Origin of the sequence: Arthrobacter sp. ISL-65 (assembly GCF_018613795.1) — a bacterium.
In the GTDB taxonomy this organism is placed as follows: Bacteria; Actinomycetota; Actinomycetes; order Actinomycetales; family Micrococcaceae; genus Arthrobacter.
The window spans coordinates 105,922-121,012 of record NZ_JAGGPN010000015.1 but is presented as its reverse complement, the minus strand read 5'-3'; the positions used below and the strand labels follow the sequence as shown (position 1 = coordinate 121,012).

Genomic DNA, 15,091 nt, shown 5'->3' with positions numbered 1-15,091 from the left:
GCTTGCGCGTTCGCGGCAACCTTAGTCTGCAAAGTGATCCCATCCCACGGAGTCAGCGGGCCGTCCCGCGATCGTCACGCCCGGTGCCTTGTCAGCGCCGCAGGCTTGTACTGAGCCTATCCCAGTAAAGCCGGGCGGCACCTGCATGGCCGCAGGGAATGTCGCCAGGAGGCCATGGTCTTCCCCGCCGCCCAATACCCAGGCGCGCGGGTCGGCGCCCAGCAGAGTTGCTGCGGGGCGGAGCGGCTCGGCGAGCTGGCCGAGGTGCCCGGGATCCAGGTCCAGCACAGCGTGGCTGGCCACGGCCATCCTGGTTCCGTCCCGCACCAGGCCATCGGAAATGTCCATCATCGCTGTGGCGCCGGACATGCGCGCCAGGGGCCCGGCATCCAGGGGCGGCTCCGGCCGGCACTGAAGCTCAAGCAATGACAGCAGTTCCGGTGAAAGTGAATCCACATGATGGGCGGACTCCAGCAGTGCCAGCCCGGCGGCAGCCCAGCCCGCCCGCCCGGCGATGGCCACGGTGTCGCCTTCCTGGGCGCCGGACCGGAGTACTGGCTGGCCGCCGTCGAGCGTGCCGAGGACTGCAACGGTGACAGACAGTTCGCGGCCGCGGCCAAGGTCGCCGCCCGCGACAGAGCAGGCACCCGCGCCCAGCTTGCTGATGGCGGCCGTGAGACCGTCAGCCAGATCCTCGACCCATCCGACCGGCGTGCCAGGCGGCAGGGTCAGGCTCACCACCATGGACGTTGCCGAGGCACCCATGGCGTTGATGTCGCTGAGGTTCTGTGCTGCGGCCTTCCATCCGACGTCGTATCCGGTGGTCCGGTAGCCGTTGTTCCACTCAAGCCGGAAGTCCTGGTCCTGGACCTGGGTGTCGATGCTGATGACGGTCCTGCCATCCGGAACCGCAACGATGGCGGCATCATCGCCCGGTCCGAGGACCACGGCGGCACTGTGCAGGGCGCTAAGTTCCAGGCGCGGGAAAATCCGTGCCAGAAGCTCCGCTTCGGACAGTTGGGCGACAGTCAATGGTGTTTGAGGCACGCCACTACGCTACCGCCACGGACCGACATTCATTGGCTGGCCGGGTTCCCGGCCCCGGGCCGGCACGGAGTGCGGGCGTCACTCGGCGGTCAGTCCGGCTCCCCGCGGAACGATAGGCTTGACGGATGCATTTCCCGCTCGCCCAGAAACCCGTCCGCAGGCTGACAGTGGCAGGGGCCGCGGCGCTAACCGGACTGGCGCTGGGCGGCTGTTCACCCGCCGTCGACGTTGCCCCCGCCGCCGACGCAGCCAACCCGGCCTGCGCCCCGATGATGGTGGCGCTTCCGGACGCCATTGGCGACGCCCGCCTGCGGAAGACGAACAGCCAGGCCACCGCCGCCTGGGGCGACCCGTCTCAGGTGGTCCTGCGGTGCGGCGTCAACGCCCCCGGGCCCACCACGGACCGCTGCGTCAGCGTCAACGACGTGGACTGGGTCATCAAGGAGGGCAGCCCTGCGTGGACGCTGACCACCTATGGCCGGGAACCCGCCACGGAAATCCTGATGGATCCGGACAAGATCAGCTCGGCCACCGTCCTGGCTGACCTGTCCGCCGCAGCCGCGAAGATCAAGGCCAGCCGCAACTGCGTGGGCCAGGAGGATCTCCAAGACCTGCCCACCAGCAAGTAGGGTGCCGGTGCTGGGCCCACGCCGGCAGGGTTCCCTGGCCGAAGCGGAGCGAGGTTAGGGTGCCGGTGCTGGGCCCACGCCGGCAGGGTTCCCTGGCCGAAGCGGAGCGAGGTTAGGGTGCCGGTGGGGACTAGCGCAGGCCGGTCTTGCGGGTCAGCGCCAGGTGGATCAGCTCGTCGATCAGGTCCGGATAGCTCAGTCCGGTGGCCGCCCACATCTGCGGGTACATGCTCTTCGGCGTGAATCCGGGCATCGTGTTGATCTCGTTGATGATGAGGTCGCCGTCCGGCGTGTAGAAGAAGTCGACCCGGCTCAGGCCCTCCGCCCCCACAGAGTCGAACGCCGCGGCTGCGAGCTCGCGGACGCGGGCAATCGCTTCCTCGGGCATGTCCGCGGGGCAGCTCAGGGCGGCCGCGTCATCCACGTACTTGGCCTGGAAGTCGTAGAACTCGTGCCCGCCGCCGGCCACGGAGATCTCGCCGGGCAGGGACGTGCGGGGAGCATCGCCACCGCGGCCCTCGAGCACGGCGCATTCGATTTCCCGGCCCACAATGCCGGCCTCGATCACCAGTTTCGGATCATGCTCGCGGGCCGCCTCTATAGCGGCGTCCAGGCCGTCAAGCGATTCCACCTTGGAGATGCCCATTGAGGATCCGGCGCGGGCGGGCTTGACGAACACCGGGAAGCCCAGCAGGTCAACCTGCTTGCGGACAGACTCGGGGTCGTTGCGCCACTGCCGGTCGGTCACAGCGATGTACGGGCCCACCTTCAGGCCGGCGGCCTCGAAGACCACTTTCATGAAGTGCTTGTCCATGCCCACCGCCGAGGCGAGCACGCCGGCACCGACGTAGCGGGTGTCGGAGAGCTCCAGAAGCCCCTGGATGGTGCCGTCCTCACCGAACGGCCCGTGCAGCAGCGGGAACACCACATCCACGGATCCGAGTTCCTGCGGCACCTCGTTGGGGGCCGTCACGATGAGCTGGTGCTCTCCCCGGATCTCCGTGATGCTTACCGTCTGGGCCGACGGCGGGACCTCCGGAAGCGAGGTTGCGGAGAAGGACCACTGCGCCGTGTCCCCTGACGCGAGGACCCACTGGCCGGACTTGGCAATGCCGATGGGAACGACGTCGTACTTGTTCCGGTCGATGGCCCCCAGCACGCCGGCAGCGGTCACGCAGCTGACGGCGTGTTCGCTGGAGCGGCCGCCAAAGAGGACGGCCACCCGGGGCTTGGGCTGAGTTCCGCCGTGGGCGGTCTTGCCCTGGCTGGTGATGTCCGCTGCGGTCAAGTTATCTTCCGACACTGTCAGTAATCGCCTTCGGCTTTAAGTTCCCGGGACAGCAGTAGCGGCCCGAGTTGGTCAACGGACAATTTTCCGGCGAGGACCGCGACGACGGCCGCCGTGATGGGCATTTCGACGCCGAGCTTGCCGGCCAGTTCGTGGACTGCCTGGCCGGACTTGATGCCTTCGGCGGTCTGGGTCATTTTCTGCGCGACCTCGTCCAGCGTCAGGCCCTGTCCCAGCAGGCGGCCGGCAGTGTGGTTCCGGGACAGCGGTGACGAGCACGTGGCCACCAGGTCCCCAAGTCCGGCCAGCCCGGCCATGGTGTGGGCTCTGCCGCCAAGCGCCAGCGCCAGCCGCGAGGTTTCGGCCAGCCCGCGGGTAATGACGGAAGCCTTGGTGTTGTCCCCCATCTGCTTTCCCTCGCAGATGCCCACGGCCAGCGCGATGACGTTCTTGACGATGCCGCCGATTTCAACACCCACGATGTCAGAGGTGGTGTAGGGACGGAAGTACGGGGCGGTGCAGCTTCTGGCGATCCAGCCGGCCACGGCTGCGTCAGGACAGGCAACAACCGAAGCCGTGGGCTCCTCCCGGGCGATCTCCATGGCCAGGTTGGGACCGGACACGACCGCGATGCGGTCGGCAGGGATGTCCAGTTCCTCGGCGATGACCTCGCTCATCCGTGCGTCCGAGCCCAGTTCGAGGCCCTTCATCAGCGACACCACGAGGGCGTCGGGCCCGATCAGGGGCTTCCACTTGCGCAGCTGGAGGCGCAGCGACTGCGCCGGAACGGCGAGGACCACCAGATCGGCTCCGGACAGCACATCCGCCACGTCGGCAGAGGCCGTGATGCTCGGCGGAAGATCGATGTCGGTGAGGTACTGGGGGTTTCGGTGGTTGCCGTTGATCTCCGCCACGACTTCCGCCCGGCGGCCCCAAAGCCGGATGCTGCGGTCAACGCCGGAGGCCGTGGCGGCGTCGGCCAGAATTTTCGCGAACGTGGTCCCCCACGAACCGGCGCCCAGGACTGCCACGGACACGGCAGAACCGGGCCGGGCGTACACAGGCGTCATTTTCCGCCCCGTTCGACGTCGCGTCCGTGCTTCGTCTGGTTGTGGGCAGTCGGGTCCCAGCGCCGGGCCGGCGGCTGCTCCCCGCGGAGCTCGGCCAGGAGCCCGGTGACGGCATCCATGATGACGTCCGTGGCTTCCGCAAGCGTGGCCCTGTCCCGGGACCGGCCCGCGAAGCGGGAAAGGTCTACCGGGTCCCCGATCCGGATTCTGGACGTCTTGCGCGGGAACAGGTGGAACCGCTTGGCGTAGCGGGGAAAGAGCTCATGTGCGCCCCAGTGCGCCATCGGAACGACCGGGATTCCGGCCTCGAGGGCCAGGCGGGCGGCGCCCGTGTGGCCTTTCATCGGCCACAGGTCGGGGTCGCGGGTCAGCGTACCCTCGGGGTAAATGATGATCGCTCCGCCCTCGGCCACAACCTCCTGGGCGAGCTGCAGCGAGCGGTTGGCCCCCGCCGTCGAGCGTTCCACCGGAATCTGCTTGGTGGCGTGCAGCACGGCGCCCACCACCGGGACCTTGAAGAGGCCCGACTTCGCCAGGAAGTGCGGGGCGCGCTTCTGGTTGTACAGCATGTGCCCGATCACGAGGGGGTCGATCTCGGTGCAGTGGTTGGGTACGGCGATGAAGCCACCCGCGGGAAGCTTTTCCGTGCCCTCCCACTTTTTGTTCATGACCAGGTTCAGGACCGGCCGGACAAGGCTGGCGATAAGCACGAACGTTATGTGGCTCTTGGCCGATTCCTTCACCGGGCCCCCGCTACTTCGCCGACGAGATGTCGAAGTCGGCGCCGAGCCCGGCCAGCTTTTCGGTGAACCGCTCGTAGCCACGGTTGATGATGTCGATTCCGGTTACACGCGAGGTCCCCGTGGCAGCCAAAGCGGCGATCAGGTGGCTGAATCCGCCGCGGAGGTCCGGCACGTCGATGTCGGTTCCCTTGAGCTGGGTGGGGCCCGAGATGACTGCAGAATGCAGGAAGTTCCGCTGCCCGAAGCGGCACGGCACACTGCCCAGGCATTCCCGATGCACCTGGATGCTGGCGCCCATGCGAATGAGCGCGTCGGTGAAGCCGAAGCGGTTCTCGTAGACGGTCTCGTGCACGATGGACACGCCTTCGGCCTGGGTCAGGGCCACGACGAGGGGCTGCTGCCAGTCGGTCATGAATCCCGGGTGGACATCCGTCTCCAGGACAAGGGGGCTGAGCTTTCCGCCGCGGTGGTAGAAGCGGATGCCGTCCTCGCCGATGTCCATGCCGCCGCCCACCTTGCGGAAGGTGTTCAGGAAGGTCATCATGTCCCGCTGCGAGGCGCCTTCGACGAAAATGTCGCCGCGCGTCACCAGCGCCGCGGACGCCCAGGAGGCCGACTCGTTGCGGTCCGACAGGGCCCGGTGGTTATAGCCGCCCAACTCGCGGACACCCTCGATCCGGATGGTGCGGTCCGTCTGGACGCTGATGATGGCGCCCATCTTCTGGAGCACGGCGATGAGGTCAACAATCTCGGGCTCGGTGGCGGCACCGGAGAGTTCGGTGATGCCTTCGGCGCGCGTTGCACTCAGGAGAACCTGCTCCGTGGCGCCGACGGAGGGATACGGCAGGGAAATCTTGGCCCCGCGCAGCCCCTTGGGCGCCGAAATGTGGATGCCGCCCGGGCGCTTTTCGACGACGGCGCCGAACTGCCGCAGCACGTTCATGTGGTAGTCGATGGGCCGGTCGCCGATCTTGCAGCCGCCCAGGTCCGGGATGAAGGCTTCGCCGACCGCGTGGATCAGGGGACCGCACAGCAGGATGGGGATCCGGGAGTCGCCGGCGTGGGCGTCGATGGCCGTGCTCGGCGCAGTCTTAGCAGCCTTGGGATCCAAGGTCAGGTCACCGGTGACGGGGTCCTTCTCGACGGTCACGCCGTGGAGCTGGAGCAGGCTGGTGACCACCTCGACGTCCTTGATTTCCGGAACGTTCCGCAGCACGGAGGGCTCGTTGCCCAGCAGCGCGGCCACCATGGCCTTGGGCACAAGGTTCTTGGCACCGCGGACGCTGACGCGGCCAGTTAGCGGGACGCCTCCGCGGATTGTCAGAACACTACTCATTTACCGGTTTCCTCACGACTACTCGCCCCCAAATCCTTACAAAGGCACCAGCTAAGCATATGAGTTCGCGTTACCGAACCGAAATACTGACGCGGGCGAGTGGGGCCCGACGGCCGGACCGGGGGCAGCGGAAAGGCCCGCCGCGGCTATGCACGGCGGGCCTTTTGGCAATGCTTTTTGATAAGCGGTCAGGAAGTCCTGGCCGGGAGCGTTAGCGGCTTGAAGGACGGCCGCGTGGCTTCGTAGGCCGTAATGTCCTCCTCGTGCTGCAGGGTCAGCCCGATGTCATCGAGGCCCTCCAGCAGGCGCCAGCGCGTGTAATCGTCGATCTCGAACGGCGCAACCACGTTGCCGCAGGTGACGGTCTTGGAGGCGAGGTCAACGGTCACCTCGGTCCCGGGCGCGTTCTCGAGGACCTTCCAGATGAGCTCGATGTCATCCTGGGCAACCTGGGCGGCGAGGAGTCCCTGCTTGCCCGAGTTGCCGCGGAAGATGTCGGCGAAGCGGGAGGAGAGGACGGCGCGGAAGCCGTAGTCCTTCAGAGCCCAGACGGCGTGCTCGCGGGAGGAACCGGTGCCGAAGTCAGGGCCGGCAACCAGGACGGACCCGGCATTGAACGGCTCCTGGTTCAGGATGAAGGAAGGATCCTTGCGCCACGCGGAAAACAGCGCGTCTTCAAAGCCAGTGCGCGTGATGCGCTTGAGGTACACGGCGGGGATGATCTGGTCCGTGTCAACGTTGCTCTGGCGCAGCGGGACGCCGATACCGGTGTGGGTGGTGAACTTTTCCATGGCGTCTTCCTAGGCGGCGTCGGTGGTGAGGGCTGCGGATTCCGGTGCCGGCTGGAGGTCCGACGGCGAACTCAGCGTTCCGCGGACGGCCGTGGCGGCTGCGACCACCGGAGAAACAAGGTGCGTGCGGCCGCCCTTGCCCTGCCGGCCTTCAAAGTTGCGGTTGGAGGTGGAGGCGCACCGCTCCCCCGGCTCCAGCTGGTCCGGGTTCATGCCCAGGCACATGGAGCAGCCGGCGAAACGCCATTCGGCACCGAAGTCCTTGAAGACCTTGTCCAGGCCCTCGGCCTCGGCCTCGAGGCGTACCCGTGCCGAGCCGGGGACCACCAGCATCCGGACCTTCGGGTCCTTCTCGCGGCCGCGGACGATGTCCGCCGCCGCCCGCAGGTCCTCGATGCGGGAGTTGGTGCAGGAGCCCAGGAAGACGGTGTCCACGCGGATGTCCTTCATGGGCGTTCCGGCTGCCAGGCCCATGTACTGGAGGGCGCGCTCCGCGGCGGCCTTGGCGTTCTCGTCGCCGAAGTCCTCCGGGGACGGAACCTTTGCCGACAGCGAGACGCCCTGGCCGGGGTTGGTGCCCCAGGTGACGAACGGCTCGAGGGTGTTGGCGTCCAGGTCGACCTGGGCGTCGAAGACGGCGTCGTCATCGGTGCGCAGCGTGTTCCAGTACTCGACGGCAGCGTCCCATTCGGCGCCCTGCGGCGCGTGCGGGCGGCCGGACATGAAAGCGTAGGTGGTCTCATCCGGAGCCACCATGCCGGCGCGGGCGCCTGCTTCAATGGACATGTTGCAGATGGTCATCCGGGCGTCCATGGACAGGGCGCGGATGGCCGAGCCGCGGTACTCCAGGACGTAGCCCTGGCCGCCGCCGGTGCCGATCTTGGCGATGACGGCAAGGATAATGTCCTTGGCGGTCACGCCGGGGCGCAGCGTGCCCTCGACGTTGATGGCCATGGTCTTGAAGGGCTTGAGGGACAGCGTCTGGGTGGCCATGACGTGCTCCACCTCGGACGTGCCGATGCCCATGGCCAGCGCACCGAACGCGCCGTGGGTGGAGGTGTGCGAGTCGCCGCACACCACGGTCATTCCGGGCTGGGTCAGTCCAAGCTGCGGCCCCACGACGTGCACGATGCCCTGCTCGGCGTCACCGAGGGAATGCAGGCGGACGCCGAACTCCTCGCAGTTGTTGCGCAGGGTCTGGATCTGGGTCCGGCTGGTGAGGTCGGCGATCGGCTTGTCAATGTCCAGCGTCGGCGTGTTGTGGTCCTCGGTGGCGATGGTGAGGTCCGGGCGGCGCAGCTTGCGGCCGGCCAGGCGGAGACCCTCAAAGGCCTGCGGGGAGGTCACCTCATGGACGAGGTGGAGGTCGATGTACAGAAGGTCCGGCTGGGCGTTGGCGCCTTCGCCGTCGCCTTTGCGCACCACGTGCGCATCCCAGACTTTCTCGGCCAATGTTTTGGCCATGACCATCTCCCTTCGATGCTGTTTGCTGTCGGATCCACTGAAACAGCAGACCCCTGTAATAAGCCAGTCAAATGATTTGCATCTCAGATAATGAGACGGCAATATCAGTACATGGACAATTCTAGTGGAGTCGGTGTCATTGATAAAGCAGCGCAGGTGCTCGACGCACTTGAGGCCGGGCCCACCACTCTTGCGCAGCTCGTCGCCGCCACGGGACTGGCGCGGCCTACCGTGCACCGGCTCGCGCTGGCGCTGGTCCACCACCGGCTGGTGAGCCGCGACATCCAGGGCCGCTTTGTCCTCGGCAGCCGGCTCGTCGAGCTTGCCTCCGCCGCCGGCGAGGACAGGCTGATCGCCTCCGCGGGGCCGGTTCTCATGCAGCTCCGCGACGCCACCGGCGAAAGCGCCCAGATTTTCCGCCGCCAGGGCGACTGGCGGGTCTGCGTTGCCTCCGCAGAACGTCCGATCGGCCTTCGCGACACCATTCCCGTGGGTACGCAGCTGTCCATGAAGGCTGGTTCTGCGGCACAGGTCCTGCTCGCCTGGGAGGACCACGACCGGCTGCTGGAAGGCCTGCAGTCGGCGCGCTTCACGCCCACCGTCCTGGCGGGAGTACGACGGCGGGGCTGGGGCCAGAGCCTCGGCGAACGGGAGCCGGGCGTCGCCTCAGTCTCTGCACCTGTGCGTGGACCCTCCGGGAGGGTGATCGCCGCCGTTTCCATCTCCGGCCCCATCGAGCGCCTCACCCGCCAGCCGGGCCGGCTGCACGCGGAGGTTGTCTGCAACGCAGCCCGCGTGCTGACGGAAGCCCTCCGCAAGAACAACGACTAGCTACACCTGTTTCCCAAACTGGCAGTGCGCCCAACTCAGTAGCAGATCAGGGGGTTCCCAGGGCTGGGAACGCCGCCAGCTGCTACCTAGTTTTCGTTCCCATGCGGATCCAAAAAACTTCAAGATCCCGCCCATATCTGGTGTCGGATCAGCCCTTAAATGTCGGTCCCCCTTGGCAGACTGTGTCCATGGAAGGCATTGGAAATTCAGCACCGACAGCAGTGGCGCCGCATGGCGCCGCCCCGTACGCTGCTGCGTTTCGCGACGCCGATTCTCACGGTGCCGGTTTCCCCTTCGATGCGTTCCCCGACAACGGGATTGCCGACGCCGCGCCCTACGACGATGACCCCGACGCCGCGTATCCGGCAACGTTTCCAGTGGACCCCTTTCCCGAGGCCATGTTTGCCGACGTACTGTTCGCCGAGGGCGCTGCCTCCAGCGCTGGTGCGGCGTGGCGGGGTTCGGCGAAGGACCGGGTCGCTACGGCAATGGCGCTTCTGACGGCCGACCTTAGCGCCGACGCTGCCGGGCTGATCGACCAGATACGTGGCTACGAGAACTTCAAGAGCTGGGCCGCCTGGCAACAGGCGCGGCTTTCCGTGACCTTCGAGGCCCGGCTCCGGCAGGAATCCACCGACCGGGAGCCACTGGCCGCGGAGAACCTGGGCAAGGACCGCGGGAAAGACAGGGGCACGGGCGCGGCTGAGCAGATCGCGCTGGCCCGGGGCGAGTCCCCAACCCGGGGCGGCCGGCTGCTCGGAACAGCCAAGGCGCTCATGGAGATGCCCCACACTTTGACCGCGCTGGACACCGGACACCTCAACGAAGAGCGCGTCATGTACCTGGCGAAAGAAACCGCCTGTTTGACCGTCGAGGACCGGTACGCCGTCGATGCGGAGCTCGCCGCCGACACCGGAACGTTCGTTGGCGCCGGGACCCGCACCGTGGTGGCAGCGGTCCGGGCGGCCGCCATCCGGCGGGATCCCCGCTCCGTCGCCCAGCGGGCCAGCCATGCCGCGTCGGAACGGAGGGTGAGCCTGCGCCCGGCGCCGGACTGCATGACGTATCTGACGGCACTGCTGCCCGTCCAGCAGGGCGTCGCCGTGTCCGCGGCGCTGACCCGGCAGGCCGATTCCCTCCGTGCCGCCGGGGACCCGCGCTCCCGCGACCAGATCAAGGCCGACACCCTGGTCGAGTGGACCACCGGCACCCCCGGCGGCATCACCGGCATCGAGCTCAACCTCGTCATGACCGACCGCACCCTCCTCCAAGGCGACACCGAACCCGCCCGGATACCCGGCTACGGCATCGTCCCCGCAGACTGGGCACGCGATCTCATCACGCAGGGACAACATTCCGCCCAGTTCCAGCATCCGGGCCGGCCGGATCGCGGCCAGCCCGGCGAAGTCGATTCAACCGCCGTGAAGGAGCTGAAGACCTGGATCCGGCGCCTCTACACCGCCCCCGGGACCGGGGACCTCGTCGCGATGGACACGCGAAGACGGCTCTTCCCGGCACCGCTGCGCCGCTTCATCCACATCCGCGACGACACCTGCCGCACCCCCTACTGCGACGCCCCAATCCGCCACCACGACCACATCATCCCCTGGCACGACGGCGGAACCACCAGCCTCGCCAACGGCGCCGGACTGTGCGAAGCCTGCAACCACACCAAAGAACTCCCCGGCTGGAAAGCCCGACCCAGACCGGGTCCACGGCACACCATCGAACTCACCACGCCCACCGGCCACACCTACCGCTCCACGGCGCCGCCCCTACCCGGATCTGGATGGCCCGGAACCAGTGAAGCGGATCGGCCGGGCCCCTCGCCTTAAAGCGCGCGGCCGGGCAGTAGTCTGGGCGCATGGCCAGCTACGCAGTTTTCCTCCGCGGCATCAACGTGGGCGGCATCACCATCAAGATGGCGGACCTCAAGGACGCCCTGAAGGCGGGACCGTTCACCGGTGTGAAGACGCTGCTGGCCAGCGGCAATGTGGTGCTGGCCAGCGAACTCGAGCCTGCCGCCGTCAAAAAGGAATTCGAGACAACCCTGCGGAAGGCCTTCGGCTACGACGCCTGGGTGGTGGTGCTGACCTCGGACCGCGTGTCGGAACTCGTTGCGGCTTGCCGCTATCCGGCCGATGACAAAAGCACGCACACATACCTCACGCTGGCCTCGGACACGGCCGCACTGGATGAGCTGTTCTCCGCGGCGGAAGCCCTGGACGGCGGCGTGGAGCAGGACCGTCTGGGCCCCGAGGCCATGGCCTGGCTGGCGCCTGCCGGCGGCACGCTCGAAAGTCCATTCAGCAAACTTTCCGCCAAGCCGAAGTACAAAGCCTCCACCACCACCCGAAACCTCCGCACCATGATCAAGGTCCGGGACGCCGCCGCAGCACTGGAGACGGCAGCCGGCTGACCGGCCGCGGGCTTGGCAGGTGCATCGGATCAGGTGCTAGCCGGCGGCAGCCCGGAGCGCCGCGTTGAACGCCTCAAGGCGCCGGACCTCGGCCTCCACCGGTTCCACAACAAGCCGGCCAGCTACCCCTTCCACGGCGGCGTTGAGCCGCTTCCTGGCCCTCGCGCCGCGGCGCCGGGCCACGCCGGCGGAGATGAATTTGGCAGTGACGGCGAGCAGGATCCCCAGCGCAGCTCCGCCGGCAATCAGCAGGGTGGGGACCGGCCAGCCTTCCACCCGGGGCACCTCCGGAACGGGCAGCTGAAGGTAGCCGAGCCCGGCCAGGACACCTAGCCAGCCCAACCCCGCCACGGCCGCGAGCAGCGCGAGCCACTGGATCACGTTGAATGCACCCCACCACCAGGACCTCCGTCCCGCACCGAGGTCAGCCCCGGCGATGGCCTGGTCAAGGGCATCAGGCAGCCGGTCCCTTCCCGCCCGGGCCGCCGCGCGGATGGAGGCGCGCCAGGGGCCCGGGGCACCGTCACTGGCGGCGTCGGCAAACTGGCGGACCGCAGCATCGGTCCGCGCGCGCTCCGGAGCCCCGACGGGCGGCAGGGACGTCCGGTTCACCTCGGCGCTGGCGTTGCGGCGCAGGTTGAGCCGGCGGAGTGGATCAGGCCTGAAACGCACAAGCCACCGCGTCACCGGCCATCCCGTGCGCCGGGTGGACTCGATTCGGTAGGACGCGGACACTGCATCGGCCACGAGGGGTACGTTGGCCGCCGTCGCCAGTTCATCGGCAAGCCGGGCCACCGTCCCGCCCCTCACGCCGGCGGCATCCCCGCGGCCCGCCGCTTCCTCCAGCTGCGCCGCCGCCTTGGTCACGTCCGCGGAAAGCCGCAGTGACAGCGCTTCCCGCTGCGAAACCACGCGGCGGACGGCGGCTCTGACGCCCTCTACTCCAGCTCCGGTCAGCGCGGAGGCCGCCAGGACCTGGACCTTGCCCAGCCCGTCGCGCGCCAGGAGTCCCCGCAGCGACTCCAGCACCGGCGCGACATCCCCTGCCGGAAGCCTGTCCACCTGGTTGAGCACCACCAGCGTGACGGCGCCGTGTGATGCCAGCGGCACCAGGAAGCCGTTGTGGACGGCGGCGTCGGCGTACTTTTGCGGGTCCAGTACCCAGACCAGGACGTCCACCATCCCCACCAGCCGCTGCACGATCTCCCGGTTGGCGATGCGCGTCGAGTCGAAGTCGGGCAAGTCCAGCAGAATAAGCCCGGTGTCCTCGTCCGCGAACCCGTCCACAGCATCTGCATGGTGGCGGGCACGAACATCCAGCCAGTCCAGCAGCGGCTCACTGCCGTCGGCGCCCCACACACTCGCCAAAGGTTCGGATGTGGTGGGCCGTCGCGCCGCCGCCGTCGCGATTTCAGCGCCGTTCACGGCGTTGAACAGGGTGGATTTTCCGCTTCCGGTCGCCCCGAAGAAGCCCACCACCGTATGGTCGGCGGAGAGCGCCCGCCGCGACCTGGCACGTTCCAGCACCCCGAGGACGTCCTCGAGGGCAGTATCGGGAAGCACGCCTTCGGCCAGTTCCCGGGCCTTGCCCAAAGCCTCGAGGCGGCCCTGCAGCCGCGTCTCTTCCTTCGCCCTCCCCCGACGGTTCACGTGGCGTCCGCCAGCCGTGTAAGCGCCCGCGCATGTTCGGCAAGCCCGACGGCGGCCTGCCCGGCTTCCGGGGCCAGCCGGTCCAGGAAGCGCTCCTGCTCCACCGCCAGCAGGCTTCGGCACCTGCTGCTCAAATCGTCACGTGCGGTACGTGCGAGCCGGCGTACGGCGTCCTCGCCGAAGACGGCTTCGAGCAGTTTCTGGCCCACGACGGCGGTCCCTCCGGCGACGCCGATCTCAAGGCCGGTTAGGCCAGCAGTCATGGAAAAAACCACGATCATCAGGGCGGCGCCCAGGCCGTTGATGCCGAAGGAGAGCCAGCGCGCCTGGGTCCGCTTGTCCTGTCCCTCGGTCCTGATCAGTTCCATGAGGCCGGCCTGCCAGTCGCGTATTTCCGCCGCCACGAGGTCCGCAAAGCCGGGGCTCGTACCCGAGAGGTCGTCAGTGCCCAGGAGCTGCCGGCCCGCCGGATCCGAGCGCCAGCGCTGGTCTGCGTCCTCCGCCGCCTTGGCAGCTTCATCCACTATGACGGCATGGAGCCCCGTCTCAATGGCGGTTTCCACTTCCACTGCGGGCGCAGGCTCGCCGCGGAAAAACGCCCCAAGCCGGTCGCGGAGCCGCCCGACGTTCTGCTCCAGGCTGCGGAAGAACTCACCCGTTCCCACAAAATCCTGCCAGCGGGCCAGGACCTCGCCGCGCAGGAGCGCCCCGTCCTTGGTGGCGTCGATGATCCGGGTGCCCGCGTCCTGGTAGGCGGCCCGTACGTCGTCGCCCAGCAGGGTTACCGCGCGGCCCTGCTCCTTGGCGGCGTCGGCAATGCGGCCCACGCGTTGGCCAAGGTCCCGTATTGCGCCGTGCAGCGTCCGCCTTGCGATGTCAGCGCGGGCAGCGGTGTCGTCGGCAAGGCCGCGGAGCCAGGCTTTCAGGGGTTCCACGGTTTCCGCCGGCAGCATGCCGGAGCTGCCGAGGGCGACCTCCGGGATGACAAACAGGCGGGCGGCACCAAGGCCTTCCCTGGCCAGCATGCTGCGCAGGTCCTCGCTCACTTCGGCTTCCGCCGCCGGCGGCACGCGGTCGAGGACCACCGCCACCATGATGTCCCTCGACGCCGCGTTCAGCAGCAGCTTCCACGGAACGGCGTCAGCGTAGCGGTTTGCGGTGGTCACGAAGATCCACAGGTCGGCGGCCGCCAGCAGCTGCCCGGCGAGCCTGCGGTTCTCGTCGGAGATGGAGTCCACGTCCGGAGCATCAAGCAGTGCAATGCCCGCAGGCACGGCGGGCTCGCCCACGAGGACCAATGATGTGACGGGCGCGGTGTCCGTTGACGGTCCGGCCACACCGGCGGGCGCAACAGTAGCAGCAGGCGTAGCGGCGGCTGGGACGACGGTTCCGCGGATCCGGCTGAGTCCGGGCAGTACCCGCTGGTCCTCGAACCAGTCAGCTTCCGAGGGATGGTGCAGCAGGATGGGCTGGCGGGTGGTGGGCCGGATGGCGCCGGCACGTGTGACCGGATGGCCTACGAGCGCGTTCACGAGTGTCGACTTGCCGGCGCCTGTCGAACCGCCGACGACGGCCAACAGCGGAGCGTCAAGGCTGCGGTAGCGGGGCAGGACGTAGTCATCGAGCTGGGCCACGGAGTTCCGGATCTCCAGCCGCGCCTGTTCGGCCGTCGGCAGGGCCAGCGGCAACGAGACAGCTGCCAGACCGCGGCGGACGTCCTCAAGGAGGCGCACGCCGGCGGGCTGCGTTTCCATGTCCTGGCCTTGGGTTGGCGGGATCCGGTCGGAGGTCACAGCCTCATCATGCCAGTTCAGGCCTGGTTT

13 protein-coding genes are annotated in these 15,091 nt (G+C 68.1%); 4 read left to right on the top strand and 9 right to left on the bottom strand.

Translation table 11 applies throughout. The features are described from left to right. Positions 1-21 precede the first annotated feature (21 nt). Positions 22-1,047, bottom strand: a complete 1,026-nt coding sequence (thiL, locus tag J7I85_RS06530) for a thiamine-phosphate kinase (RefSeq protein WP_214848273.1) — start codon at positions 1,045-1,047, stop codon at positions 22-24. A 125-nt stretch (positions 1,048-1,172) separates the two neighbouring features. Here thiL and J7I85_RS06525 point away from each other — a divergent pair, with 125 nt between their 5' ends. Then, positions 1,173-1,676: a DUF3515 family protein gene (locus J7I85_RS06525; RefSeq protein WP_214848271.1), complete on the top strand. Its 504-nt coding sequence runs from the start codon at positions 1,173-1,175 to the stop codon at positions 1,674-1,676. A 130-nt stretch (positions 1,677-1,806) separates the two neighbouring features. Here the strand turns inward: J7I85_RS06525 and J7I85_RS06520 are convergent, their stop codons facing one another. From J7I85_RS06520 to leuC, 6 genes are all read right to left on the bottom strand, one after another. Then, complete coding sequence (locus J7I85_RS06520) at positions 1,807-2,964, bottom strand: D-alanine--D-alanine ligase family protein (RefSeq protein WP_214848501.1); 1,158 nt, start codon at positions 2,962-2,964, stop codon at positions 1,807-1,809. A 17-nt stretch (positions 2,965-2,981) separates the two neighbouring features. Then, positions 2,982-4,034, bottom strand: a complete 1,053-nt coding sequence (locus tag J7I85_RS06515; RefSeq protein ID WP_214848268.1) for an NAD(P)H-dependent glycerol-3-phosphate dehydrogenase — start codon at positions 4,032-4,034, stop codon at positions 2,982-2,984. Next, positions 4,031-4,777, bottom strand: a complete 747-nt coding sequence (locus J7I85_RS06510; RefSeq protein ID WP_214848256.1) for a 1-acyl-sn-glycerol-3-phosphate acyltransferase — start codon at positions 4,775-4,777, stop codon at positions 4,031-4,033. Before J7I85_RS06510 ends, J7I85_RS06515 begins: the two co-directional genes overlap by 4 nt. Positions 4,778-4,787: 10 nt before the next feature. Then, entirely contained in the window at positions 4,788-6,113 is a 1,326-nt protein-coding gene (gene murA / locus J7I85_RS06505) for a UDP-N-acetylglucosamine 1-carboxyvinyltransferase (RefSeq protein ID WP_214848251.1), read from the bottom strand. Positions 6,114-6,301: 188 nt separating this feature from the next. Next, on the bottom strand, positions 6,302-6,904 hold the full coding sequence (gene leuD, locus J7I85_RS06500) for a 3-isopropylmalate dehydratase small subunit (RefSeq protein WP_214848238.1): 603 nt from the start codon (positions 6,902-6,904) through the stop codon (positions 6,302-6,304). Positions 6,905-6,913: 9 nt separating this feature from the next. Further along, on the bottom strand, positions 6,914-8,368 hold the full coding sequence (gene leuC / locus J7I85_RS06495) for a 3-isopropylmalate dehydratase large subunit (protein WP_214848233.1): 1,455 nt from the start codon (positions 8,366-8,368) through the stop codon (positions 6,914-6,916). Between the two features lie 111 nt (positions 8,369-8,479). Between leuC and J7I85_RS06490 the strand changes: the two genes are divergently transcribed. From J7I85_RS06490 to J7I85_RS06480, 3 genes are all read left to right on the top strand, one after another. Then, positions 8,480-9,199, top strand: coding sequence for an IclR family transcriptional regulator (locus J7I85_RS06490; protein ID WP_043420062.1), 720 nt, complete (start codon positions 8,480-8,482; stop codon positions 9,197-9,199). 188 nt (positions 9,200-9,387) lie between these two features. After that, positions 9,388-11,034, top strand: a complete 1,647-nt coding sequence (locus tag J7I85_RS06485) for an HNH endonuclease (protein ID WP_214848230.1) — start codon at positions 9,388-9,390, stop codon at positions 11,032-11,034. Positions 11,035-11,063: 29 nt separating this feature from the next. Further along, positions 11,064-11,618 carry a DUF1697 domain-containing protein gene (locus J7I85_RS06480; protein WP_214848227.1) on the top strand — a complete coding sequence of 185 codons (555 nt, stop codon included), beginning with the start codon at positions 11,064-11,066 and terminating at the stop codon, positions 11,616-11,618. A 36-nt stretch (positions 11,619-11,654) separates the two neighbouring features. On the opposite strand, the gene J7I85_RS06475 is transcribed toward J7I85_RS06480, so the two are convergent. Together J7I85_RS06475 and J7I85_RS06470 are read right to left on the bottom strand one after the other, a co-directional pair. Then, a complete protein-coding gene (locus tag J7I85_RS06475) occupies positions 11,655-13,268 on the bottom strand; it encodes a GTPase (protein ID WP_214848224.1) in 1,614 nt (537 codons plus the stop codon). Next, the gene (locus tag J7I85_RS06470) at positions 13,265-15,022 is read right to left on the bottom strand and encodes a dynamin family protein (protein ID WP_214848222.1); all 1,758 of its coding nucleotides are present in this window, start codon (positions 15,020-15,022) and stop codon (positions 13,265-13,267) included. The genes J7I85_RS06475 and J7I85_RS06470 overlap by 4 nt, the downstream gene beginning before the upstream one ends. Positions 15,023-15,091 lie beyond the last annotated feature (69 nt).

What these genes read in the sequence shown, in the direction of transcription:
- J7I85_RS06515 (WP_214848268.1), bottom strand. Translation starts at nt 4,034, where the DNA reads ATGACGCCTGTGTACGCCCGGCCCGGTTCTGCCGTGTCCGTGGCAGTC.
- murA (WP_214848251.1), bottom strand. Translation starts at nt 6,113, where the DNA reads ATGAGTAGTGTTCTGACAATCCGCGGAGGCGTCCCGCTAACTGGCCGC.
- J7I85_RS06525 (WP_214848271.1), top strand. Translation starts at nt 1,173, where the DNA reads ATGCATTTCCCGCTCGCCCAGAAACCCGTCCGCAGGCTGACAGTGGCA.
- leuD (WP_214848238.1), bottom strand. Translation starts at nt 6,904, where the DNA reads ATGGAAAAGTTCACCACCCACACCGGTATCGGCGTCCCGCTGCGCCAG.
- leuC (WP_214848233.1), bottom strand. Translation starts at nt 8,368, where the DNA reads ATGGCCAAAACATTGGCCGAGAAAGTCTGGGATGCGCACGTGGTGCGC.
- J7I85_RS06480 (WP_214848227.1), top strand. Translation starts at nt 11,064, where the DNA reads ATGGCCAGCTACGCAGTTTTCCTCCGCGGCATCAACGTGGGCGGCATC.
- J7I85_RS06470 (WP_214848222.1), bottom strand. Translation starts at nt 15,022, where the DNA reads ATGGAAACGCAGCCCGCCGGCGTGCGCCTCCTTGAGGACGTCCGCCGC.
- J7I85_RS06485 (WP_214848230.1), top strand. Translation starts at nt 9,388, where the DNA reads ATGGAAGGCATTGGAAATTCAGCACCGACAGCAGTGGCGCCGCATGGC.
- J7I85_RS06490 (WP_043420062.1), top strand. Translation starts at nt 8,480, where the DNA reads ATGGACAATTCTAGTGGAGTCGGTGTCATTGATAAAGCAGCGCAGGTG.